The organism is Streptomyces sp. AC627_RSS907, from assembly GCF_019049165.1.
On record NZ_JAGMUE010000080.1, the window covers coordinates 1 to 20244 of the forward strand.

Consider the following 20244-nt stretch of genomic DNA (forward strand, 5'->3'; position numbering starts at 1 on the left):
GTGGGCCAGGGCTACGCCAACGGCCTGGCGGGCATCGCGACGGACTTCGGTGTCACGGTGGAGGAGCCGGCGGCCCCCGCCCAGCCGGTGGCCGCCCCGCCGCAGCCCCAGGCGGTCACCCCGCCCCCGGCCCCGCCCGCCGCCGCGCCCACGATGCCCGCCGCGCCGCCCGCACCGGCCGCGCCGCCCGCCCCCGCCCCGGGCACCGGCAAGATCAACCTCGACAAGGGCCGGGTCAGTCTCCAGAAGAACCAGACCGTCTCCCTCGTCAAGGGCGGCCGGCCCGTGCTCTCCCAGGTCAAGATGGGCCTCGGCTGGGAGCCGGCGTACCGCGGCAAGGACATCGACCTGGACGCGTCGGTCATCGCGTACGGCCCGCAGCGCAACCACATCGACAGCTGCTACTTCGGCAAGCTCTCGATCGTGAACGGCGCGATCAAGCACTCCGGTGACAACCTGACCGGAGAGGGCGGCGGCGACGACGAGGTGATCACCGTGGATCTCGGCCGGCTCCCGCAGGAGGTCAGCGGCCTGGTCTTCACGGTCAACTCGTTCTCCGGCCAGAAGTTCACGGAGGTCGCCAAGGCCTACTGCCGCCTCATCGACGCCGCGAGCGGCGAGGAGCTGGTCCGCTTCGACCTCACCAGCGCCGAACCGCAGACCGGCGTGATGATGGCGAAGCTCATCCGCCAGTACTCGGGCGAGTGGGAGATGACCGCCATGGGCGACTTCGTCAAGTCCCGCACGGTCCGGGGCATGGTGAAGCCCGCGGGCCAGGCCCTGTAGGGGGCCGGGCGCAGGGCGGCGCCCGGCCCCCGGGCGCCGCCCTGCGCTACGCCCGCAGTCCCTCCATCAGCAGCTTCAGGAACCGCGGGATGACCGTTTCGTGCTCCCCGCCGGTCAGCTCGGACGCCGTGACGACGCCGTGCACCAGCCGCAGCACCTCGACCGGCTCGACGTCCCGCCGCAACGCGCCCTCGTGCTGCGCCGCCCGCACCAACCGTGTCGCGGCGTCCCGCACGCAGTCACCGCACGTCCGGTCCGCCGCCGCGCCCCCGTCGGTGACGGCCGTGCCGAGCAACGCCTTCAGCCCCCGCATCCGGAGCGTCCCGGCGGCGAGCTCGTCGAGCCACGCGACCATGGCCGCGCCCGGCGCCAGCTCCGCCGCGAGCACGTCCGCACGAGCCGCGATCGCCTCGACCCGTTCCAGGTAGGCGGCCTCCAGCAAGGACTGCCGCGTCGGGAAGTGCCGGTACAGCGTGCCGACGCCGACCCCGGCACGCTTGGCGATGTCGTCCAGCGAGGCGCCCTCACCGTGCTCGGCGAAGGCCTGCGCCGCCACCGCGAGCAACCGCTCACGATTGCGCCGGGCGTCCGCACGCATGGGCCTGACCTGTGCCATCCCGCCACTCCCTGCCCACCAGGCAACCTTCCGCGCACCCTATCCCGCGGGCGCGGCGGCGGGCCCGGGCCGCCCGCGGGCGTGCGTCACGCCGAGGGGGCGGCCGTCGGCCGGGGGGACGAGTCGGTCAACGGCGCTTCTGCCGCTTCCAGGGCCCGGTGATGGCCAGCATGATGCCGGGCGACTGGATGTTGGCGTACAGGGTCCGGCCGTCGGGGGAGAAGGTGACGCCGGTGAACTCGCTGTACTCGGGCTCGTCCTCGGAGCCGATGTTCAGTTCGTTGCGGGCGATGGGGTACGTGCGTCCGCTGTCGGTGGCGCCGAAGAGGTGCTGGACGCCGTCGCCGTCCTCGGCGATGACGAGGCCGCCGTACGGGGAGACGGTGATGTTGTCGGGGCCGTCGAAGGCGCCGTCCGCCGACGGGTCGGCGTTGACGCCGAGGATGACCTTCAGGGTGAGGGTGCGGCGCTTGGGGTCGTAGAACCAGACCTGGCCGTCGTGCGGGCGGCCGGGGCTCTCGTCCCGGGCGTACGAGGAGACGATGTAGGCGCCGCCGTCGGCCCACCACATGCCCTCCAGCTTGCGGGCGCGGGTGACCTGTCCGTCGGTGAACTGCTTGCGCACCGAGGTGTGCTTCGCGTCGCGGTCGGGGACCTCGACCCAGTCGACGCCGTAGACGGTGCCGGTCCTGGTCGCGCGGGACAGGTCGTCGACGAACTTGCCGCCGGAGTCGAAGCACTTGAAGGCCTCGAGGAGCCCGGCGTCGTCGGCGAGGGTGCGCAGCCGGCCCCGGCCGTGCCGGAATCCCTCCGGCGGGGTCCAGCGGTAGAGCAGGCCGTTGGGGCCGGAGGCGTCCTCGGTGAGGAAGAGGTGGCCCCGCTTGGGGTCGACGACGACGGCCTCGTGGGCGTAGCGGCCGAGCGCCTTGATCGGCTTGGGGTTCCGGTTGGCCCGCCGGTCCTCGGGGTCGACCTCGAACACGTAGCCGTGGTCCTTGGTCATCCCCTCCTCGCCGGCCTTGTCCTCGGTCTCCTCGCAGGTGAGCCAGGTGCCCCAGGGGGTGCTGCCGCCCGCGCAGTTGGTGGCCGTGCCGGCGATGCCGACCCATTCGGCGACGTGGCCGCCGCGGCGGACCTCGACGACCGTGCAGCCGCCGGCGGCGGCGGGGTCGTAGACGAGGCCCTCGGTGAGCGGGACGGGGTGGTCCCAGTCGTCGCGGTGGCCGCCGAGTTCGTGGTTGTTGACGAGGAGGGTGGTGCCCCGCGGGCCGTCGAAGGTGGCGGTGCCGTCGTGGTGGGACGGGGTGTACTCCCCGGACTCCAGCCGGGTCCGCCCGGAGTAGGTGATGATCTCGTACCGGAAGCCGGCGGGCAGGGCGAGGATGCCGTCCGGGTCGGGGACCAGCGGCCCGTAGCCGACCCCGCCGTCGTCGTGACCGTGCCCGTGCTCCTCCCCCGCGCTCTCGGTGTCCGTGGACGCGAGGGCGTTCGGGGCGGTGGCGAGGGCCCCGACGCTGCCCGCCAGCGCGACTCCGGCGCCGGTGAGCGCGGATCGACTGGTGAAGTCCCTGCGGGTGAGCGACATGGTGTCTCCTGTGACGGTGGGCGTGCCGTGGAGGGTGGCGGACCGCGGTCCCGCGCCACGGTTCCGCCCACGACTGAACATCAGTTGAACTGGGCGCGACCTCTCCCCGCCCGCTTGCGTGAATCCGTCCGAGGCACGCTCGGACACCCGCACGGGGCAGGGGGCACGGCGCGGGGCGGCCTCCACGGCCTGGTCCTCGCCGCGGGCGCCCCCACGGGCAGGGGCGCGGGACACCGAGGCGCGGGACACCGGGGCGCGGGACACCGGGGCGCGGGCTTCCGGACACCGGGCCACCCGGCAGGGCGACGCGGGGCCACTGGCCGCGAGCGCGGGGCGGAACACCGAGCACGGGGGCCGGGACGCCGGGCGCCGGGCGCCGGGTCGCGCGGCCACCCCGATGGGCGGACCGGCGTCAGCCGCCCTGCTGCGAGCGTGCCTTGAAGGCCGCCTTGCGGGCCTCCTTGGCGATCTTCTTGTCGGGGTGCAGCCGCCCCATGGCCTCAAGGACGTCCGCCGTGGCCGGGTGGCCGACCCGCCAGGCCGTCTCGAAGAACCCGCTGTGCTGCCGGGCCAGTCCCTGCACGAGGGCCCGCAGTTCCTCGGAGTTGCCCTCGGCCGCGAGCTGCGCGGCGACGGTGTCGATGGTCAGCCAGAAGACCATCTCCTGCGGCGGAGCGGGTACGTCCCCGGCGCCGTGTTCGGTCAGCCAGACCCGGGCCAGACCCCCCAGTTCGGCGTCGTCGAGGACCTCCCGCAGCGCGGGCTCGGCCTCCGCGCCGACGAGCGAGAGCGCCTGCTGGCAGCGGAGCCGGCGCAGGGGCGCGCCGGTGTCCGAGCCGCGGGCCGCGGCCAGCAGTTCACGTGCCGCGGCGAGCGGCTCGCGCCGGCCCAGCCACAGCTCGGTCTCGGCGTGGGCCGACGCGGGCGGGAAGGGGGCCGTGCCGTCGAGCAGCGCGTCGGCGCCCTTGTCGGCGAGGTCACCGACGACGGGCGCCTCGAACCCGGCCTCCAGCAGCCGCGTACGCAGGCCGTACAGCCCGAGCGGGGTGAGCCGCACCATGCCGTAGCGGGCGACGTCGGCCTCGTCGACGGGTGCCGCGGGTTCCTCGTCCGCGTCGGCCATCAGGGCCTCGTCCACCGGCTGGTAGGCGACGAGACCGATGGGCTCCAGCAGCCGGAACTGGTCGTCCAGCCGCATCATCGCGTCGGACACCTGCTCCAGCACGTCGTTGGTGGGCTCGCCCATGTCGCTGGGCACGATCACGGACGCGGCCAGCGCGGGCAGCGGCACCGCGGCGTCGCCCGGACCGTCCTCACCGACGGTGAGCAGGTAGAGGTTGCCGAGCACGCCGTCGAGGAACTCCGCCTCGGCCTCCGGGTCCCAGTCGAGGGACGACAGGTCGACCTCGCCGCCCTCGGCCATCGCGTCGACGATGTCGTCGAGGTCGGGCACGCTCGCGTCGGCGAGCACCGCCTCCAGCGCGGTGAGCCACACCCCGAGCACGTCCTGCGGGGAGCCGCCCGTGAGCAGGGCGAGGTCCCCGCCCGCCACGACGGTGCCCGCCTCCTCGTCGGTGATCTCGACGAGGCCCGTGTCCACGGCGATCCGCCACGCCTCGCTCGCGTACGCCGCGGCGTCGTCCCCGCTCAGCCCGAGTTCCCCGGCCGCCGCCGGCAGCTGCTCCTCGACGAGCCCGCCCCCGGCGTCGACGCGGGTGTCCGGACCGGCCCAGCGGGCCAGCCGGGCGGCCCGGGCGAGCACCGGCGCGGCCAGCGCGTCGCGGGCCAGCTCCGCTTCGGGACGCAGCCGTACGGGCGGCAGGGTGGAGCTGTCTGACATCGGCTGTTTCTCCTCGCGCGCCTTGACCGCCATACGGCCATTCGGACGCCGTACGGCTCAGCCGCTCAGCCTAGACGGGTTTCCACCCATGCCGCCCGGTTCATCTCCCCGACGGGTGCCGTACATGGCCGAAACCTTGACAACCGGCCGGAGCAGGCAGGAGATTGACGCGCGTAGAAAGCGGGGGGACAGGTGTTCACTCACGTCCGCGTGCGCTCGGCGGCCCCCGTGCCCCGTTCCGTGTCACCACGCCCACCCTCGCCCCGGCGCTCTGTCACGTCCCCGGAGGGATCCCGTTGGCCAGCAAGTCCTCCGCGCGCCTCGCCGCGCTCACCGTCGCCGCCGTCTGCTCGGCGGCGTCCACCGTCGTCCTCACCTCGCCCGCGCACGCGGACTCCGTGCGCGTGCACGACGTCCAGGGCAGCACCCGGCTGTCGCCGTACGCGGGCAAGCAGGTCACGGACGTGCCCGGAATCGTCACCGGCGTCCGCGGCTACGGCTCCTCCAGAGGCTTCTGGATCCAGGATCCGCAGCCGGACGCCGACCCGGCCACCAGCGAGGGCGTCTTCGTCTTCACCGGCTCCACCCCGAAGGTCGCCGTCGGTGACGCGGTCACCGTCTCCGGCACGGTCTCGGAGTACGTCCCCGGCGGCACCTCGTCCGGGAACCAGTCGCTGACCGAGATCACCCGTCCGACGGTCACCGTCGTCTCCAGCGGCAACGCGGTCCCGGCCGCGACGACGGTCTCCGCCCGGTCCGTACCGCGGGCGTACGCCCCCGAGGGCGACGAGGACGCGAACGGCTCGGTCAACGCTCTGCCGCTCCGGCCGGCGAAGTACGCCCTGGACCACTACGAGTCCCTGGAGGGCATGAACGTCCGGGTCGCCGACGCCCGCGTGGTCGGCGCCTCCGACGCGTACACCGAGCTGTGGGTCACGGTGAAGCCGTGGGAGAACGCCAACCGCCGCGGCGGCACGGTCTACGGCTCCTACGACTCCCAGAACACCGGCCGGCTCCAGATCCAGTCCCTGGGCAAGCCGGCCGACTTCCCCGACGCCCACGTGGGCGACACCCTCGCCGGCACGACCGCGGGCCCGCTGGACTACAACCAGTACGGCGGCTACACGCTGGTCGCGAGCGAGATCGGCGCCCTGAGGGACGGGGGCCTGGAGCGTGAGTCGACGCGCCGGCAGAACAGCGGCGAGCTGGCGGTGGCGACGTACAACGTCGAGAACCTCGACCCGTCCGACGACACCTTCGCGGCGCACGCCGACGCGATCGTGCACCACCTCAGGTCGCCCGACATCGTGTCCCTGGAGGAGATCCAGGACAACAACGGCGCCACGGACGACGGCACGGTGGCCGCCGACGCGACGGTGGGCAAGCTGATCGACGCCGTCGTCGCGGCCGGCGGCCCGCGCTACGACTGGCGCGGCATCGACCCGGCCGACGGGGAGGACGGCGGCCAGCCCGGCGGCAACATCCGCCAGGCGTTCCTGTTCAACCCCGAGCGGGTCTCCTTCACCGACCGCGGGGCCGGCGACGCGACCACCGCGACCGGGGTGACGAAGGTGCGCGGCAAGGCGGCGCTCACCCACTCCCCCGGCCGCGTGGACCCGGCGAACCCCGCCTGGGAGAACAGCCGCAAGCCGCTGGCCGGCGAGTTCGTCTTCCGCGGCCGGACGGTCGTGGTCATCGCCAACCACTTCAACTCCAAGGGCGGCGACCAGGGCCTGACGGCGCAGTACCAGCCGCCGTCGCGCGGCTCGGAGACCCAGCGCCACCTCCAGGCGAAGGCCGTGAACACCTTCGTCAAGGAGGTCCTCGCCGTCCAGAAGAACGCGGACGTCGTCGCCCTCGGCGACATCAACGACTTCGAGTTCTCGCGGACCACCCGCATCCTGGAGGACGACGGCGCGCTGTGGTCCGCGGTCAAGTCGCTGCCGCGGAGCGAGCGCTACTCGTACGTCTACCAGGGCAACAGCCAGGTCCTCGACCAGATCCTGGTCAGCCCGTCGGTCCGGTGGGGCGGGAACCTGTCCTACGACAGCGTGCACATCAACGCCGAGTTCCACGACCAGGTGAGCGACCACGACCCGCAGGTGCTGCGGTTCCGTCCGTGACCGGCTCCGCGCGGGGGCGGGTTCAGCGGGGTACGAGGCCGAGGGCGTGGTCGTAGCGGTCGACCGTGCTGCTCTTCAGGCCCGGCCACTTCTGCACCCGCTCCCACTGCGCCGTCGCCGAGCCGATGCCGGCGCCCGGTGCGGCGAGGGCGTCGATGTGGGCCTGGGCGCTCTCCCACTCGGCGTAGTTGAGGACGCGGGTGCCGTCGGTGCTGAGGTGGAAGTGGGCGGAGATACCGCCGGGGTGGGGTTCCGGCTCGCTCGCCAGTGCCTCGAAGACCGCGTCGACCCAGGCGCGCTGCCGGTCGGGGTCGGGTCCCTCGAACTCGACGTCGACGATCACGATGCAGCCCGGTACCGGCGCCGTCCCGTTCTCGCGGGTACCGCTGCGGTAGCGCCGGTACCGGCCGAGGCCGAGCCGCTCGATGCCGGGCACGGCGGTGTCGATCTCGTCGACGCGCTCCTGCCGGTGCGTCTTCACGAAGGCCTCGTACGCCTGCTCGCTCGCCCACTGGGAGTGGTGCAGCAGCGTGCTGCCGTCGTGGCCGGTGTAGACGTGGTAGCCCAGCAGGTCGTCGGCGGGCCAGGGACGGCTCTCCCAGGTGCGGGCGATGGCGTCGACGGTCTGCCGCTGCCGCTCGGGGGTGCCCACCCGCCAGGTGCTGAAGAAGGGGGCCTGGACGTCCGGGCGGACGAGTTCGGGGTGGGCGTCGGTACGGCGGGTCATGCCGGCCTCCACTGATCGGTGGTCGTCGGGTGCGCGGTGGCGCACGTCGGAGCGCACATGGGGTGCACTGGCGCACGCCGGGGTGCGCGTGGAGTGCACGCCGGGGTGCACGCACCACCCTCCGACCTCGACCAAGGTTGAGGTCAAGTGACCACCGGTTCCGATACCCGGCTCGCGCGACGAGGGGCCCCGCAGCCGGGGCCCCTCGTCGCGCCGCGCCCTCAGCAGCGCCCGTGCCGACGGCGCAGCGACACACCCACCGCGGCGACCACGCCGGCCGCCGCCCCGGCGACGAGCAGCGCACGCGGATGCCCGAGCCCGGTCCGGACCGCGCCCCGCAACCGCCCCGGCACACGCCGCCCCGCGGCGTGCCCGGCCTGCCCCGCCCTGCCCCGCGCGGCGTGCCCGGCCCGGCTCGCCCGCGCCTGCACGGCGTGTCCGGCCCCGCTGACCTTGTCCTGCGCCGTGTGACCGGCCTGCGCGGCGGAACCGCGCAGCTGCGTGGTCACGGCACCGGCCTTGTCCCTGAGGTCGGCGACCCGGGCCTTGGCGCGGCCCTTCACGTCCGCCTTCCCCGCCAGCTCCTCCACGGTGTCACCGAGCTGGCTGCGGGTCTGTTCGATCTGCTGCCGCAGCTCGTCGGGCCCCTTGGCGCCACCCGCGGGCTGCGCGGTGGAGCCGCCCCTCGCGCCGTCCCCGCTCGTCACGTCGGTCATCGGTGCGCCCTTTCCCTGATCACGTCCACGTCGGCCCTGACACTGCCAAGGGTCTGTTCGGGTTTCGGGGGCACGGCGCGACGGAGCTGGGCGCGGCCCATCATGGCCAGCACGCCCGCGACCACGAAGAGCACCGCCGTCACGATGAGTGCCGCGGCCCATACGGGCAGCACCAGCGAGAGCGCGGCGGTGGCCGTGCCGGCCAGGGCGAAGAGGCCGACGTAGGCGATGGCGCCCGCGGCGCCGAGCATCCCGCCGCCACGCCCGGCACGCCTGCCCTTCTCCGCCAGCTCCAGCTTGGCGAGGGCCACTTCCTGGCGTACGAGCCGGGAAAGCTGTTCGGTGGCCTGGCCGACCAGTTCGCCCACGGAGTGGTGCTCGTCGCGCACCGGCCTGGTGTGCATGGTCCCGGTCACGGTGTTCCGCCTCCTCTCGGTTCGGGAGCCCCCCGGGTACCCCCGGCCGAGCCGCGCTATCCCCGCCCTCGCCGGGCGCCGCCTACGACCGCACCTCTCAGCATTCCTTACGGATACCTCGTAGGAGAATTAAGTGGAGCTACACGATCTGTCCGCCGACACTGCTTCCATGACGACGGAACACCGCCCCACCCCCTTCGGCCGCGCCCTGTGCGCCATGATCACGCCCTTCACCGAGGCGGGCGCACTCGACCTGGACGGTGCCCAGCGGCTCGCCGACCGGCTGGTCTCGCGGGGCTGCGACGGCCTGGTGCTCTCCGGCACGACGGGCGAATCGCCCACCACGACGGACGCCGAGAAGTCGGCCCTGGTCACCGCGGTGCGGGAGGCGGTCGGCGACCGGGCGGCGGTCGTCGCCGGGGTGGGCACCGCCGACACCCGGCACACGGTGGAGCTGGCGCTGGCCGCGGAGAAGGCCGGCGCGGACGGGCTGCTGGTCGTCGCGCCGTACTACAGCAGGCCCCCGCAGGACGCCCTGGAGGCACACTTCCGGGAGGTCGCGGACGCCTGCGGGCTGCCGCTCGCCCTCTACGACATCCCCGCCCGCACGGGGACCCGCATCGAACCCGACACACTCCTCCGCCTCGCCGGACACCCGCGGATCGTCGCCGTCAAGGACTGCTCCTCCGACCTGCTCGGCACACAGCGGGTGCTGTCGCGCACGGACCTGGCGTACTACGCGGGCTGCGACGAGCAGATCCTCGCCCTGTACGCGATCGGTGCCGCGGGGTACGTGAGCACGGTCGCGAACGTCGCACCGGAACCCCTGCGCGCCGTCCTGGACGCGTTCGACGCGGGTGACACGGCACGAGCCGCCCGGCTCCAGCGACGGGCGATCCCGCTCATCGAGCTGATGATGGCGGCGGGCCTGCCCGGCACCGTCACCGCCAAGGCGCTGCTGGGCGCCCTGGGCCTGCCCGCGGGTCCGGTCCGCGCCCCGCTGCGGCCCGCCGGCCGCAAGACGACCGACGGACTGCTGCGCGCGCACCGGGAACTCGTCGCCGACGCCGGTCAGTCCCAGGCGTAGCCGTCACCGAACAGCAGCGTGTGCTCCAGTACGTCCTCCGCCGGGTCGTCGATCTGCCCCACGTGGGCGTTGACCAGCCCCATCCGGGGACCGTTGTGCGAGTCGGTGGTCGTCTCGTCGGCGTGCGCGACCCCCGCCGGCGCCCAACACACCAGCACCGCGGCCCCCGCTCCGGCCATCCACCGTGCCACGTTCCTCGCCCGCTCGTTCGTCATACCAGGCCCCTCGTTCCATCGGATCGGCGTCTGATCGGACTCTGCGTCCACCCGTTCATCCGCCAAGACCACCGGAAGGTCACGGCCGGTCATCCGTACGTGCGGGGGGCGCTCGGAGCAGGGCACCCGGTCCCGCGCGCCGCAACGCGACCGCCCTCCGGCGGGCCCGGTACGGACCGCCGGAGGGCGGGGGGGTGTGAGCGTCGGTGTCAGTTGTGGCTGTGCAGGATCTCGTTCAGCCCGCCCCACACCGCGTTGTTCGGGCGGGCCTCGACCGCGCCCGTGACCGAGTTGCGGCGGAAGAGGATGTTGGAGGCGCCGGAGAGCTCGCGGGCCTTGACGATCTCGCCGTCGGGCATCGTCACGCGGGTGCCGGCGGTGACGTAGAGGCCGGCCTCGACCACGCACTCGTCGCCCAGCGCGATGCCGACGCCCGCCTCGGCGCCGACCAGGCAGCGCTCGCCGATGGTGATGCGCACGTTGCCGCCGCCGGAGAGGGTGCCCATGGTGGAGGCGCCGCCGCCGATGTCGGAGCCGTCGCCGACGACGACGCCCGCGGAGATGCGGCCCTCGACCATCGAGGTGCCGAGCGTGCCGGCGTTGAAGTTGACGAAGCCCTCGTGCATGACCGTGGTGCCCTCGGCCAGGTGCGCGCCGAGGCGGACGCGGTCGGCGTCGGCGATGCGCACGCCCTTGGGGGCGACGTAGTCCGTCATGCGCGGGAACTTGTCGACCGAGGTGACCTGGAGGTGCAGGCCCTCGGCGCGGGCGTTGAGGCGGACCTTCTCGAGGTCGTCGACGGCGACCGGGCCCAGCGAGGTCCAGGCGACGTTGGGGAGGTGGGCGAAGATGCCGTCCAGGCTCTGGCCGTGCGGCTTGACCAGGCGGTGCGAGAGCAGGTGCAGGCGCAGGTAGACGTCGTGCGTGTCGACCGGCTTCTCGTCCAGCGAGGCGATGACCGTACGGACCGCGACCACCTCGACGCCGCGCCGGGCGTCCGGACCGGTCGCCGCGGTCGCCCCGCCGCCGAGCGCCTCCGCGGCCTGCTCGGCGGTCAGGCGCTCGGTGCCGGACGGGCCGGGCTCGGCGACGAGTTCGGGGGCGGGGAACCAGGTGTCGAGAACGGTGCCGTCGGCGGCGATCGTGGCGAGCCCGGCGGCCACGGCGCCGGTGGTGCGGGGAGCAGTCGTGTCGGTCATGAGGGCAACCTAACCGGCCAGGGCGTTCAGGTGCGAACCGACCGCCAACCGTCTCGCGTGCCGGTCGCCGCACCTCCGTAGCTGCGGGCAGTCGCGCCGCTGGGGCGGCACGGGCGGGCGCAGCGGCACCCCGCCGGCGCCGGGCCGCGCGGCCCTCCCCCGGCCGGCCTCCACCACCCCTTTATCCCAGCACCCGCGCCAGCACCTCCCGCGCGTACTCCTCGTCGTACGGCGTCCCCGTCAGCAGGACCTGGAGGCAGATCCCGTCCAGCACCGCGACCAGCGCCCGCGCCGTCAAAGGATCCGTCCGAGCGGCGAGCAGCGCGCCGACGCCCTCGGCCCACTCCGCGGCGACCGGACGCAGGGCGGGGCGGCGCAGGGCGGCCAGGTACAGCTCGTACTCCAGCTCGACGCCCGTGCGGTCGCCGGCCAGCCACTCACCGAGGACGCGGGCGAGTCCGGCGGCGAGGTCCACGCGGGGATCCGCCAGCGCGGGGTGGGCGGCGACCACCTCGGCGAAGCCCTCGCCGGCCTGGCGCAGGGCGGCGACCAGGAGCTCGTCCAGCGTGGCGAAGTGGTACGTCGTGGAGCCGAGGGGCACGTCGGCCTCGGCGGCCACGGTGCGGTGGCTGAGGCCGGCGATGCCGTCGCGCCCGACGACCCGGATCGCCGCGTCGATGATGCGCTGTCGTCGCCCGGGGTCGTGGCGCCGGGACATCAGTGCGCGCCGCCCAGGTTCAGCACCACCACACCGACGATGATCAGCGCGATCCCGGCGGCCTTGGTGACCGTCATCCCCTCCCCCATGAACGCCACCCCGATCGTGGCGATGGCGGCGGTGCCCACGCCGGACCAGATGGCGTAGGCGGTGCCGACGGAGAGGGTGCGCAGGGTCTGGGCGAGGAGCGCGAAGGAGACGAGGTAGCCGAGCGCCGTCAGCAGGGACGGCAGCAGCCTGCTGAAGCCCTCGCTGTACTTCATGGCGGTGGTCCCGGCGACCTCGGCGGCGATGGCTCCGGCCAGCAGCAGGTATCCCATGTGTACGAGCGTACATAACGGGGGTGCCGACGGACACGGCAACGGCGACGCCGGTGGGGCGTCGCCGTTGCCGTGTGGTGCGGTGTGGTGTGGCTCAGACGTTGAACCCGAGCGCGCGCAGCTGCTCGCGACCGTCGTCCGTGATCTTGTCCGGGCCCCACGGCGGCATCCAGACCCAGTTGATGCGCAGCTCGCTGACGAGGCCGTCCGTGGCGGACTTGGCCTGGTCCTCGATCACATCGGTCAGCGGACAGGCCGCCGACGTCAGGGTCATGTCGATCGTCGCGATGTTCGCGTCGTCGATGTGGACGCCGTAGATCAGGCCCAGGTTGACGACGTCGATCCCCAGCTCGGGGTCCACGACGTCCAGCAGGGCTTCGCGGACCTCCTCCTCGGAGGCCGGCTTCATCTCCACGGTCTCGCTCATGCCGTCGTCTCCTTCTCGGCGTCGGCGCCGTCCAGCGCCTGGGCCGTCGCGTCCTTCCAGGCCATCCAGCTCAGCAGGGCGCACTTGACCCGGGCCGGGTACTTCGAGACCCCGGCGAACGCGACCGCGTCCTCCAGGACCTCCTCCATCGCGTCGTCGGGCTCGATCCTGCCCTTGGACTGCATCAGTTCCAGGAAGGTCTCCTGGATCCGCTGTGCCTGGGCCAGATCCTTGCCGACCAGCAGGTCGTTCAGCACGGAGGCGCTCGCCTGGCTGATCGAGCAGCCCTGGCCCTCGTAACTGACGTCACTGACCGTCGTGCCGTCGTACTTCACGCGCAGCGTGATCTCGTCGCCGCATGTCGGGTTGACGTGGTGGACCTCGGCGTCGCCATCCCGCAAGCCCCGCCCGTGCGGGTTCTTGTAGTGGTCCAGGATGACTTCCTGGTACATGGAGTCCAGCTTCATGCTCTTCGCTCGTCCCGTCAGCCGAAGAAGTTCCGTACGTGCTCCAGGCCGTCGACCAGCGCGTCGATCTCGGCCGGCGTGGAGTACAGATAGAACGACGCTCGCGTGGTCGCAGGAATTCCGTAGCGCAGGCAGACCGGTCGTGCGCAGTGGTGTCCCACGCGTACCGCTATGCCCTGCTCGTCCAGCACCTGTCCCACGTCGTGCGGGTGGATGTCACCGAGCGTGAAGGAGATCGCCGCGCCCCGCTCCTCGGCCGTGGTGGGGCCGATGATGCGCAGGTCGGGCACCTCCAGCAGCCGCTTCACCGCGTACTCGGTGAGCGCGTGCTCGTGGGCGAAGATCTTGTCCATGCCGATCGACTGGAGGTAGTCGATCGCCGCGCCGAGGCCGACCGCCTGCGCGACCGGGGGCGTGCCCGCCTCGAACTTGTGGGGCGCCGGGGCGTACGTCGACGAGTGCATCGAGACGGTCTCGATCATCTCGCCGCCGCCGAGGAAGGGCGGGAGGTCCTCCAGGAGTTCCTGGCGGCCCCACAGGACCCCGATGCCCGTCGGACCGCACATCTTGTGACCGGTGAAGGCCACGAAGTCGGCCTGGAGGGCCTGCACGTCCAGCGGCATGTGCGGCGCGGCCTGGGAGGCGTCGACGCAGACGAGCGCGCCGACCTCCTGGGCCCGGCGCACGATCGCCTCGACCGGGTTCTGGGTGCCCAGGATGTTGGAGACCAGCACGAAGGAGACGACCTTGGTCTTCTCCGTGATGACCTCGTCGATGTTGGACAGGTCCAGACGGCCGTCGTCGGTCAGGCCGAACCAGCGGAGCTTCGCGCCGGTGCGCTGCGCGAGCAGCTGCCACGGCACGATGTTGGAGTGGTGCTCCATCTCCGTGATGACGATCTCGGTCTCGTGGTCCACGCGGTAGGGCTCGTCGGCCCAGCCCAGCATGTTGGCTACGAGGTTGAGGGACTCCGAGGCGTTCTTGGTGAAGATCACCTCGTCACGGGAGGGCGCGTTGATGAACTCCGCGACCTTGTCGCGCGCACCCTCGTACAGTGCCGTGGCCTCCTCGGCGAGGACGTGCACGCCACGGTGGACGTTGGCGTTGTGCTGCTCGTAGTACTCGTCGAGGACGTCGATGACCTGGCGCGGCGTCTGCGATGTCGCGGCATTGTCGAGGTAGACGAGCTTGCGCCCGTCGTGGACCCGGCGGTCCAGGATCGGGAAGTCCTTGCGGATCGCCTCGGTGTCGAGGAGGCCCGGCAGCTGTGTCACTCGGATGCGCCACCCTTCGTGTAAGCCTCGTAGCCCTCGTTCTCCAGCTTGTCGGCGAGCTCGGGGCCACCGGACTCGGCGATCCGGCCGTCGGCGAAGACGTGGACGTGGTCGGGCTTGATGTAGCGCAAGATGCGCGTGTAGTGCGTGATCAGCAGGGTGCCGACCTCACCGGTCTCGCGGACGCGGTTGACGCCCTCGGAGACGACGCGCAGGGCGTCGACGTCCAGACCGGAGTCGGTCTCGTCGAGGATCGCGACCTTCGGCTTGAGCAGCTCCAGCTGGAGGATCTCGTGGCGCTTCTTCTCACCGCCGGAGAAGCCCTCGTTGACGTTGCGCTCGGCGAAGGCGGGGTCCATGTTGAGGCGCTGCATGGCCTCCTTGACCTCCTTCACCCAGGTGCGCAGCTTGGGGGCCTCGCCGCGGACGGCGGTGGCGGAGGTGCGCAGGAAGTTGGAGACCGAGACGCCGGGGACCTCGACCGGGTACTGCATGGCGAGGAACAGGCCGGCGCGGGCGCGCTCGTCGACGGACATCTCCAGGACGTCCTCGCCGTCGAGCAGCACGGTGCCGCCGGTGATCGTGTACTTGGGGTGACCCGCGAGCGAGTAGGCGAGGGTCGACTTGCCGGAGCCGTTCGGGCCCATGATGGCGTGCGTCTCGCCCTGCTTCACGGTGAGGTCGACGCCCTTGAGGATCTCCTTCGTGGCGTTGTCGGCCTCGACGGTGACGTGCAGGTCTCGGATTTCAAGCGTTGCCATGGGTGCCTCAGGACTCCTGGGTGAGGGAGACGAGCACGTCGTCCCCTTCGATCTTTACGGGGTATACGGGGACGGGGCGCGTCGCCGGAAGACTGTCGGGCTTGCCCGAGCGGAGGTCGAAGCGCGAGCCGTGCAGCCAGCACTCGATGTGGCAGTCGTCGACCTCGCCCTCGGCGAGCGAGACGTTCGCGTGCGAGCAGATGTCGTGGATCGCGAACAGCTCGCCCTCGGTGCGCACGAGGGAGATCGGCGTGCCGTCGATTTCCACCCGCTTCGGGGTGTCCTCCTCCAGCTCGTCCGCTCCGCAGACGCGTACGAAGGTCATGCGACCGACGCCTCCAGCTCCTCTTCGATCTTGGTGAGGAGGCGCTCCTCGATGTCCGGGACGCCGATCTGCTGGACCAGCTCGGCGAAGAAGCCGCGGACCACCAGGCGGCGGGCGTCGATCTCGGGGATGCCGCGCGCCATCAGGTAGAAGAGCTGCTCGTCGTCGAAGCGGCCGGTGGCGGAGGCGTGGCCGGCGCCCACGATCTCACCGGTCTCGATCTCCAGGTTCGGCACCGAGTCGACCCGCGCGCCGTCCGTGAGGACGAGGTTGCGGTTCATCTCGTAGGTGTCGGTGCCCTCGGCCTTGGCCTCGATGAGCACGTCGCCGATCCAGACCGCGTGCGCGTCGTCGCCCTGGAGCGCGCCCTTGTAGACGACGTTCGACGTGCAGTGCGGGACGTTGTGGTCGACCAGGAGGCGGTGCTCCTGGTGCTGGCCCTTGTCGGTGAAGTACAGGCCGAACAGCTCGGCCTCGCCGCCGGGGCCGGCGTACTGCACGCGCGGGTGCAGGCGGACCACGTCACCGCCGAAGGTGACGACGACGGACTTGAAGGAGGCGTCGCGGCCGACCAGCGCGTTGTGCTGGCCGACGTGGACGGCCTTGGCGTCCCAGTCCTGGACGGAGACGACGGTCAGCTTGGCGCCGTCGCCGATCACGAACTCGACGTTGGCGGCGAGCACCGCGTCACCGGTGTGGTCGATGACCACGACGGCCTCGGCGAAGGCCCCGAGCTCGACGACCTGGTGGCCGTAGGCCACGCCGCCCTCGCCGTGCACGGCGATGCGGACCGGCTCGGTCAGCACCGTCTCCTTGGGGACGGTGATCACGCCGGCCTGCTCGAAGGCGGAGTACGCCTGGGCGGCCACGCGGTCCACCGGCATGCCCGCCCTGCCGAGCCGCGCGTCGTCGCGGCCCACGGTCTCGACGGTGACGCCCTCGGGGGCCTCGACGGCGATCTTCACGCCCTCGCCGGTGGCGGTCGCGGTGCCGTCGTGCAGGCCGCGCAGCCGCTCCAGCGGGGTGAAGCGCCACTCCTCCTCGCGGCCGTGCGGGACCGGGAAGTCGGCCACGTCGAAGGACGGGGGCGCGCTCATGCGCGTGGCGACGGTCGAGTCGGCCTCGGCGGCCACCGCGATCGCACCGGCGGTGGTGGAGCCCACCGGTAGGGGTCCCCCCGCCGGAGCGAAGCCGGAAGTGGGGGAGTTCTGAGCCTCAGCCATGGCTGTCGTAGTGCTCGCTTTCCGTTACGTATGGGGCTGGATGGGACGGTCGGGCGGGTGCTTAACCCACCGCGCCTTCCATCTGGAGCTCGATCAGCCGGTTGAGTTCGAGCGCGTACTCCATCGGCAGTTCCTTGGCGATCGGCTCGACGAAGCCGCGCACGATCATCGCCATCGCCTCGTCCTCGCTCAGACCGCGGCTCATCAGGTAGAAGAGCTGGTCCTCGGAGACCTTGGAGACGGTCGCCTCGTGGCCCATGGACACGTCGTCCTCGCGGACGTCCACGTAGGGGTAGGTGTCCGAGCGGGAGATCGTGTCGACGAGCAGCGCGTCGCACAGGACGTTGGACTTGGAGCCCGGGGCGCCCTCGCCGATCTCGATCAGGCCGCGGTACGACGTACGGCCTCCGCCGCGCGCCACCGACTTGGAGACGATGTTGGAGGACGTGTTCGGGGCCATGTGGACCATCTTGGCGCCGGCGTCCTGGTGCTGGCCCTCGCCCGCGAAGGCGATGGACAGGGTCTCGCCCTTGGCGTGCTCGCCCATCAGGTAGACGGCCGGGTACTTCATCGTCACCTTGGAGCCGATGTTGCCGTCGATCCACTCCATGGTCGCGCCCTCGTACGCCACGGCGCGCTTGGTGACCAGGTTGTAGACGTTGTTCGACCAGTTCTGGATGGTCGTGTAGCGGCAGCGGGCGTTCTTCTTGACGATGATCTCGACGACCGCGGAGTGGAGGGAGTCGCTCTTGTAGATCGGCGCGGTGCAGCCCTCGACGTAGTGCACGTAGGCGCCCTCGTCGACGATGATCAGGGTGCGCTCGAACTGGCCCATGTTCTCCGTGTTGATGCGGAAGTAGGCCTGGAGCGGGATCTCCACGTGCACGCCCGGCGGGACGTAGATGAAGGAGCCGCCGGACCACACGGCGGTGTTCAGCGACGCGAACTTGTTGTCACCGGCCGGGATGACGGTGCCGAAGTACTCCTTGAAGAGCTCCGGGTGCTCCTTCAGCGCGGTGTCGGTGTCGAGGAAGATGACGCCCTGCTCCTCCAGGTCCTCGCGGATCTGGTGGTAGACGACCTCCGACTCGTACTGCGCGGCGACACCGGCGACCAGGCGCTGCTTCTCCGCCTCCGGGATGCCGAGCTTGTCGTAGGTGTTCTTGATGTCCTCGGGCAGGTCCTCCCAGGACTCCGCCTGCTTCTCCGTGGAGCGCACGAAGTACTTGATGTTGTCGAAGTCGATGCCCGACAGGTCCGAGCCCCAGTTCGGCATGGGCTTCTTCTCGAAGAGCTTCAGACCCTTGAGGCGGAGCTTGGTCATCCACTCCGGCTCGGACTTCTTGGCGGAGATGTCCCGGACGACGTCCTCGTCGATGCCGCGCCTGGCAGAGGCGCCGGCCGTGTCGGAGTCGGCCCAGCCGTATTCGTACTTGCCCAGGCCCTCGAGCTCAGGGTGAGCAGTCTCCGTGGGGAGAGTCATGCGGGGTTCCTCCCGGCCGTGCTTGCAGATGCGTTGTCGGTGTTCGTGGACGTGTGCGACGTGTTCGACGCGTGCGAGGCCTTCGGAATGAAGGTGGTGCAGACCCCGTCGCCGTGCGCGATGGTCGCGAGCCGCTGCACATGCGTACCGAGCAGCTCGGCGAAAAATTCCGTCTCCGCCTCGCACAGCTGCGGAAACTGCTCGGCGACATGGGCGACCGGGCAGTGGTGCTGGCACAGCTGCTCGCCCTGCTGGGGGCGGGGTGCGCTCCGCGCGGTAGCAGCGTACCCGTCCGCACTCAGGGCCTTGGCCAGGGCTTCTGTGCGCTTGTCCGGGGCTGCGGACTCGACCGCCTCGCGGTAGGCGCCCGCCTGGGCGGCGATCCGCGCACGGGCGAAGGCGGCGATCGCCTGCTCCCCGCCCTCCTGCTCGGCGATCCAGCGCAGGGCGTCCGCGGCCAGCTTGTCGTACGACTGGTCGAAGGCGTCCCGGCCGCAGTCGGTGAGCGCGAAGACCTTGGCGGGCCGCCCGCGCGTGCGCGTGCCGTAGACCCGCTGCTCACGGGCTTCGACCACGTCGTCGGCGACCAGCGCGTCGAGGTGGCGCCGGACGGCGGCCTGGGTCAGCCCCAGACGCCCGGCGAGCTCGGCGACGGTCGACGGCCCGTGGTCCAGGATGGAGCGCGCGACACGGTTGCGGGTGGACCGCTCACCGGTCGCGAGTTCCTCCTGGGGAGCCTCGCCAACGTTTTTCACAACGCCATTGTTGCGTAATTCGTCCGGGGCGGGCAAGCCGCGTTCCGATCATCGGACGGTGCCCTGCGTCACTTAGGTATACCTAAGCTGACCTGCGGAAACGATCTTTGATCGGTCAATCCGGTGGCGTCCCGGACGCGCCTGCGGGACACTCCCCGGCATGCCCACACCCCCTCCCACCGGCCCACTCGTCACCCGCGGCACGATCGCCGCCGGGCTGCGCGAGCTGGGTGTGCGGACCGGCGACACCCTTCTCGCGCACTCCTCCCTCAGCTCTCTCGGCTGGGTCTGCGGCGGGCCCGTCGCGGTCGTCCAGGGACTGCTCGACGCGCTCGGTCCGGACGGCACCCTGGTGGTCCCCACCCAGACCGGCGACCTCTCGGACCCGGCGCTGTGGCGGAGCCCGCCCGTGCCCGAGGAATGGTGGGACACCGTGCGGGCCGCGATGCCCGCCTACGATCCGCTGATCACGCCCTCGCGCGGGGTCGGCGTGATACCCGAGACCGTGCGCACCTGGCCGGGCGCCCTGCGCAGCGCTCACCCGCAGACGTCCTTCGCGGCCCTCGGCCGGCGCGCCGCCGAGGTGGTCGCGGGGCACGCGACCGACTGCCGGCTGGGCGAGCGCAGCCCGCTGGCGACCCTGGAGCGGCTGGACGCCCGGGTGCTGCTGCTCGGTGCGGGCTTCGAGGCGTGCACCGGCTTCCACCTCGCCGAGTACCGGATCCCCTCCCCGCTGGTGGAGGTGGGGCGTCCGGGGCCGGTGGGCTGGGAGCGCGTGACCGAGGTCTCGATCACGTCGGAGCGGTTCGACGAGCTGGGGAACGACTTCGAGCGGGACCGGCCCGTCGTACGCGGGCGGGTCGGCGCGGCCGTGGCGCGGCTGTTCCCGCTGGCGGACGCGGTCGCCTACGCGGAACGCTGGCTCCCGGTGCACCGGCCCCGGGAGTAGCGCCGCGGGTCGCGCACGCCCCGGAGTTCCGTGCCCGCTCGCGCGCCGACCGCGCCCGGCCCCCGCGAGCGCCCCGCGCACAACCAACGGGCCCACCGCCCACCGCCCCCGCGAACGCCCACGACCACCGCCCCCGCGAGCGCCCCGCACACCGACCCCGCGAGCACGCCCGCACTCCGCCCCCCGAACACCGCCGTACGCCCACCGCACAAGCACCGCCGCCCGTCGGCCC

22 protein-coding genes are annotated in these 20244 nt (G+C 72.2%); 4 read left to right on the top strand and 18 right to left on the bottom strand.

All coding sequences use genetic code 11. The features are described from left to right. Nucleotides 1–786, top strand: a 786-nt coding sequence (locus KUM32_RS18695) for a TerD family protein (RefSeq protein WP_217143059.1), incomplete at its 5' end; no start/stop codon positions are given. 46 nt (nucleotides 787–832) lie between these two features. Here KUM32_RS18695 and KUM32_RS18700 read toward each other — a convergent pair. The 3 genes from KUM32_RS18700 to KUM32_RS18710 all read right to left on the bottom strand — a co-directional run bounded on the left by KUM32_RS18700 (nucleotide 833) and on the right by KUM32_RS18710 (nucleotide 4827). Next, complete coding sequence (locus KUM32_RS18700; protein ID WP_217143060.1) at nucleotides 833–1402, bottom strand: TetR/AcrR family transcriptional regulator; 570 nt, start codon at nucleotides 1400–1402, stop codon at nucleotides 833–835. Between the two features lie 127 nt (nucleotides 1403–1529). After that, complete coding sequence (locus tag KUM32_RS18705; protein ID WP_217143061.1) at nucleotides 1530–2987, bottom strand: alkaline phosphatase PhoX; 1458 nt, start codon at nucleotides 2985–2987, stop codon at nucleotides 1530–1532. A gap of 412 nt (nucleotides 2988–3399) precedes the next feature. Continuing rightward, the gene (locus KUM32_RS18710; RefSeq protein WP_217143062.1) at nucleotides 3400–4827 is read right to left on the bottom strand and encodes a hypothetical protein; all 1428 of its coding nucleotides are present in this window, start codon (nucleotides 4825–4827) and stop codon (nucleotides 3400–3402) included. A 296-nt stretch (nucleotides 4828–5123) separates the two neighbouring features. Here KUM32_RS18710 and KUM32_RS18715 point away from each other — a divergent pair, with 296 nt between their 5' ends. Then, nucleotides 5124–6950: an endonuclease/exonuclease/phosphatase family protein gene (locus tag KUM32_RS18715; RefSeq protein ID WP_217143063.1), complete on the top strand. Its 1827-nt coding sequence runs from the start codon at nucleotides 5124–5126 to the stop codon at nucleotides 6948–6950. Between the two features lie 22 nt (nucleotides 6951–6972). Here the strand turns inward: KUM32_RS18715 and KUM32_RS18720 are convergent, their stop codons facing one another. The 3 genes from KUM32_RS18720 to KUM32_RS18730 all read right to left on the bottom strand — a co-directional run bounded on the left by KUM32_RS18720 (nucleotide 6973) and on the right by KUM32_RS18730 (nucleotide 8809). Continuing rightward, the gene (locus KUM32_RS18720) at nucleotides 6973–7677 is read right to left on the bottom strand and encodes an antibiotic biosynthesis monooxygenase (RefSeq protein WP_217143064.1); all 705 of its coding nucleotides are present in this window, start codon (nucleotides 7675–7677) and stop codon (nucleotides 6973–6975) included. Between the two features lie 221 nt (nucleotides 7678–7898). Continuing rightward, nucleotides 7899–8393, bottom strand: a complete 495-nt coding sequence (locus KUM32_RS18725; protein ID WP_217143065.1) for a DUF3618 domain-containing protein — start codon at nucleotides 8391–8393, stop codon at nucleotides 7899–7901. Then, complete coding sequence (locus KUM32_RS18730; protein WP_217143066.1) at nucleotides 8390–8809, bottom strand: phage holin family protein; 420 nt, start codon at nucleotides 8807–8809, stop codon at nucleotides 8390–8392. The genes KUM32_RS18725 and KUM32_RS18730 overlap by 4 nt, the downstream gene beginning before the upstream one ends. A gap of 169 nt (nucleotides 8810–8978) precedes the next feature. Between KUM32_RS18730 and dapA the strand changes: the two genes are divergently transcribed. Further along, nucleotides 8979–9896 (top strand): 4-hydroxy-tetrahydrodipicolinate synthase, encoded by a 918-nt coding sequence (gene dapA / locus KUM32_RS18735; protein WP_217143067.1) that lies wholly within the window; start codon nucleotides 8979–8981, stop codon nucleotides 9894–9896. Here the strand turns inward: dapA and KUM32_RS18740 are convergent. The 12 genes from KUM32_RS18740 to KUM32_RS18795 form a co-directional block, all read right to left on the bottom strand. Beyond that, nucleotides 9881–10111: a hypothetical protein gene (locus KUM32_RS18740; protein ID WP_217143068.1), complete on the bottom strand. Its 231-nt coding sequence runs from the start codon at nucleotides 10109–10111 to the stop codon at nucleotides 9881–9883. The genes dapA and KUM32_RS18740 overlap by 16 nt on opposite strands. Before the next feature lie 209 nt (nucleotides 10112–10320). Next, nucleotides 10321–11310: a 2,3,4,5-tetrahydropyridine-2,6-dicarboxylate N-succinyltransferase gene (gene dapD, locus KUM32_RS18745; protein ID WP_217143069.1), complete on the bottom strand. Its 990-nt coding sequence runs from the start codon at nucleotides 11308–11310 to the stop codon at nucleotides 10321–10323. 181 nt (nucleotides 11311–11491) lie between these two features. Next, a complete protein-coding gene (locus tag KUM32_RS18750; RefSeq protein WP_217143070.1) occupies nucleotides 11492–12028 on the bottom strand; it encodes a TetR/AcrR family transcriptional regulator in 537 nt (178 codons plus the stop codon). Beyond that, complete coding sequence (locus tag KUM32_RS18755; protein ID WP_217143071.1) at nucleotides 12028–12348, bottom strand: multidrug efflux SMR transporter; 321 nt, start codon at nucleotides 12346–12348, stop codon at nucleotides 12028–12030. The genes KUM32_RS18750 and KUM32_RS18755 overlap by 1 nt, the downstream gene beginning before the upstream one ends. A 94-nt stretch (nucleotides 12349–12442) precedes the next feature. Next, nucleotides 12443–12775, bottom strand: coding sequence for a metal-sulfur cluster assembly factor (locus KUM32_RS18760; protein WP_073721574.1), 333 nt, complete (start codon nucleotides 12773–12775; stop codon nucleotides 12443–12445). Further along, nucleotides 12772–13242: a Fe-S cluster assembly sulfur transfer protein SufU gene (gene sufU / locus KUM32_RS18765; RefSeq protein ID WP_007448280.1), complete on the bottom strand. Its 471-nt coding sequence runs from the start codon at nucleotides 13240–13242 to the stop codon at nucleotides 12772–12774. Before sufU ends, KUM32_RS18760 begins: the two co-directional genes overlap by 4 nt. Nucleotides 13243–13259: 17 nt before the next feature. Then, entirely contained in the window at nucleotides 13260–14516 is a 1257-nt protein-coding gene (locus KUM32_RS18770; protein WP_217143072.1) for a cysteine desulfurase, read from the bottom strand. After that, nucleotides 14513–15277, bottom strand: coding sequence for a Fe-S cluster assembly ATPase SufC (gene sufC, locus KUM32_RS18775; RefSeq protein WP_217143073.1), 765 nt, complete (start codon nucleotides 15275–15277; stop codon nucleotides 14513–14515). The genes KUM32_RS18770 and sufC overlap by 4 nt, the downstream gene beginning before the upstream one ends. A 7-nt stretch (nucleotides 15278–15284) precedes the next feature. Further along, nucleotides 15285–15602: a non-heme iron oxygenase ferredoxin subunit gene (locus KUM32_RS18780; RefSeq protein WP_217143074.1), complete on the bottom strand. Its 318-nt coding sequence runs from the start codon at nucleotides 15600–15602 to the stop codon at nucleotides 15285–15287. Beyond that, nucleotides 15599–16825 carry a Fe-S cluster assembly protein SufD gene (sufD, locus tag KUM32_RS18785; RefSeq protein ID WP_217143075.1) on the bottom strand — a complete coding sequence of 409 codons (1227 nt, stop codon included), beginning with the start codon at nucleotides 16823–16825 and terminating at the stop codon, nucleotides 15599–15601. Before sufD ends, KUM32_RS18780 begins: the two co-directional genes overlap by 4 nt. Nucleotides 16826–16886: 61 nt before the next feature. Beyond that, nucleotides 16887–18308, bottom strand: coding sequence for a Fe-S cluster assembly protein SufB (gene sufB, locus KUM32_RS18790; RefSeq protein ID WP_217143076.1), 1422 nt, complete (start codon nucleotides 18306–18308; stop codon nucleotides 16887–16889). Further along, entirely contained in the window at nucleotides 18305–19063 is a 759-nt protein-coding gene (locus KUM32_RS18795; RefSeq protein WP_217143077.1) for a metalloregulator ArsR/SmtB family transcription factor, read from the bottom strand. Before KUM32_RS18795 ends, sufB begins: the two co-directional genes overlap by 4 nt. 160 nt (nucleotides 19064–19223) lie before the next feature. On the opposite strand from KUM32_RS18795, the gene KUM32_RS18800 reads away from it, so the two are divergent. After that, complete coding sequence (locus KUM32_RS18800; protein WP_217143078.1) at nucleotides 19224–20012, top strand: aminoglycoside N(3)-acetyltransferase; 789 nt, start codon at nucleotides 19224–19226, stop codon at nucleotides 20010–20012. The last annotated feature ends 232 nt before the right edge of the window (nucleotides 20013–20244 follow it).

Excerpts from the sequence above, each read along its gene's own strand:
- KUM32_RS18740 (WP_217143068.1), bottom strand. The coding sequence starts at position 10,111 with ATGACGAACGAGCGGGCGAGGAACGTGGCACGGTGGATGGCCGGAGCG.
- KUM32_RS18700 (WP_217143060.1), bottom strand. The coding sequence starts at position 1,402 with ATGGCACAGGTCAGGCCCATGCGTGCGGACGCCCGGCGCAATCGTGAG.
- KUM32_RS18760 (WP_073721574.1), bottom strand. The coding sequence starts at position 12,775 with ATGAGCGAGACCGTGGAGATGAAGCCGGCCTCCGAGGAGGAGGTCCGC.
- KUM32_RS18725 (WP_217143065.1), bottom strand. The coding sequence starts at position 8,393 with ATGACCGACGTGACGAGCGGGGACGGCGCGAGGGGCGGCTCCACCGCG.
- KUM32_RS18710 (WP_217143062.1), bottom strand. The coding sequence starts at position 4,827 with ATGTCAGACAGCTCCACCCTGCCGCCCGTACGGCTGCGTCCCGAAGCG.
- KUM32_RS18755 (WP_217143071.1), bottom strand. The coding sequence starts at position 12,348 with ATGGGATACCTGCTGCTGGCCGGAGCCATCGCCGCCGAGGTCGCCGGG.
- KUM32_RS18800 (WP_217143078.1), top strand. The coding sequence starts at position 19,224 with ATGCCCACACCCCCTCCCACCGGCCCACTCGTCACCCGCGGCACGATC.
- sufB (WP_217143076.1), bottom strand. The coding sequence starts at position 18,308 with ATGACTCTCCCCACGGAGACTGCTCACCCTGAGCTCGAGGGCCTGGGC.
- KUM32_RS18750 (WP_217143070.1), bottom strand. The coding sequence starts at position 12,028 with ATGTCCCGGCGCCACGACCCCGGGCGACGACAGCGCATCATCGACGCG.
- KUM32_RS18720 (WP_217143064.1), bottom strand. The coding sequence starts at position 7,677 with ATGACCCGCCGTACCGACGCCCACCCCGAACTCGTCCGCCCGGACGTC.
- dapA (WP_217143067.1), top strand. The coding sequence starts at position 8,979 with ATGACGACGGAACACCGCCCCACCCCCTTCGGCCGCGCCCTGTGCGCC.
- sufD (WP_217143075.1), bottom strand. The coding sequence starts at position 16,825 with ATGGCTGAGGCTCAGAACTCCCCCACTTCCGGCTTCGCTCCGGCGGGG.
- KUM32_RS18705 (WP_217143061.1), bottom strand. The coding sequence starts at position 2,987 with ATGTCGCTCACCCGCAGGGACTTCACCAGTCGATCCGCGCTCACCGGC.
- sufU (WP_007448280.1), bottom strand. The coding sequence starts at position 13,242 with ATGAAGCTGGACTCCATGTACCAGGAAGTCATCCTGGACCACTACAAG.
- dapD (WP_217143069.1), bottom strand. The coding sequence starts at position 11,310 with ATGACCGACACGACTGCTCCCCGCACCACCGGCGCCGTGGCCGCCGGG.
- KUM32_RS18780 (WP_217143074.1), bottom strand. The coding sequence starts at position 15,602 with ATGACCTTCGTACGCGTCTGCGGAGCGGACGAGCTGGAGGAGGACACC.
- sufC (WP_217143073.1), bottom strand. The coding sequence starts at position 15,277 with ATGGCAACGCTTGAAATCCGAGACCTGCACGTCACCGTCGAGGCCGAC.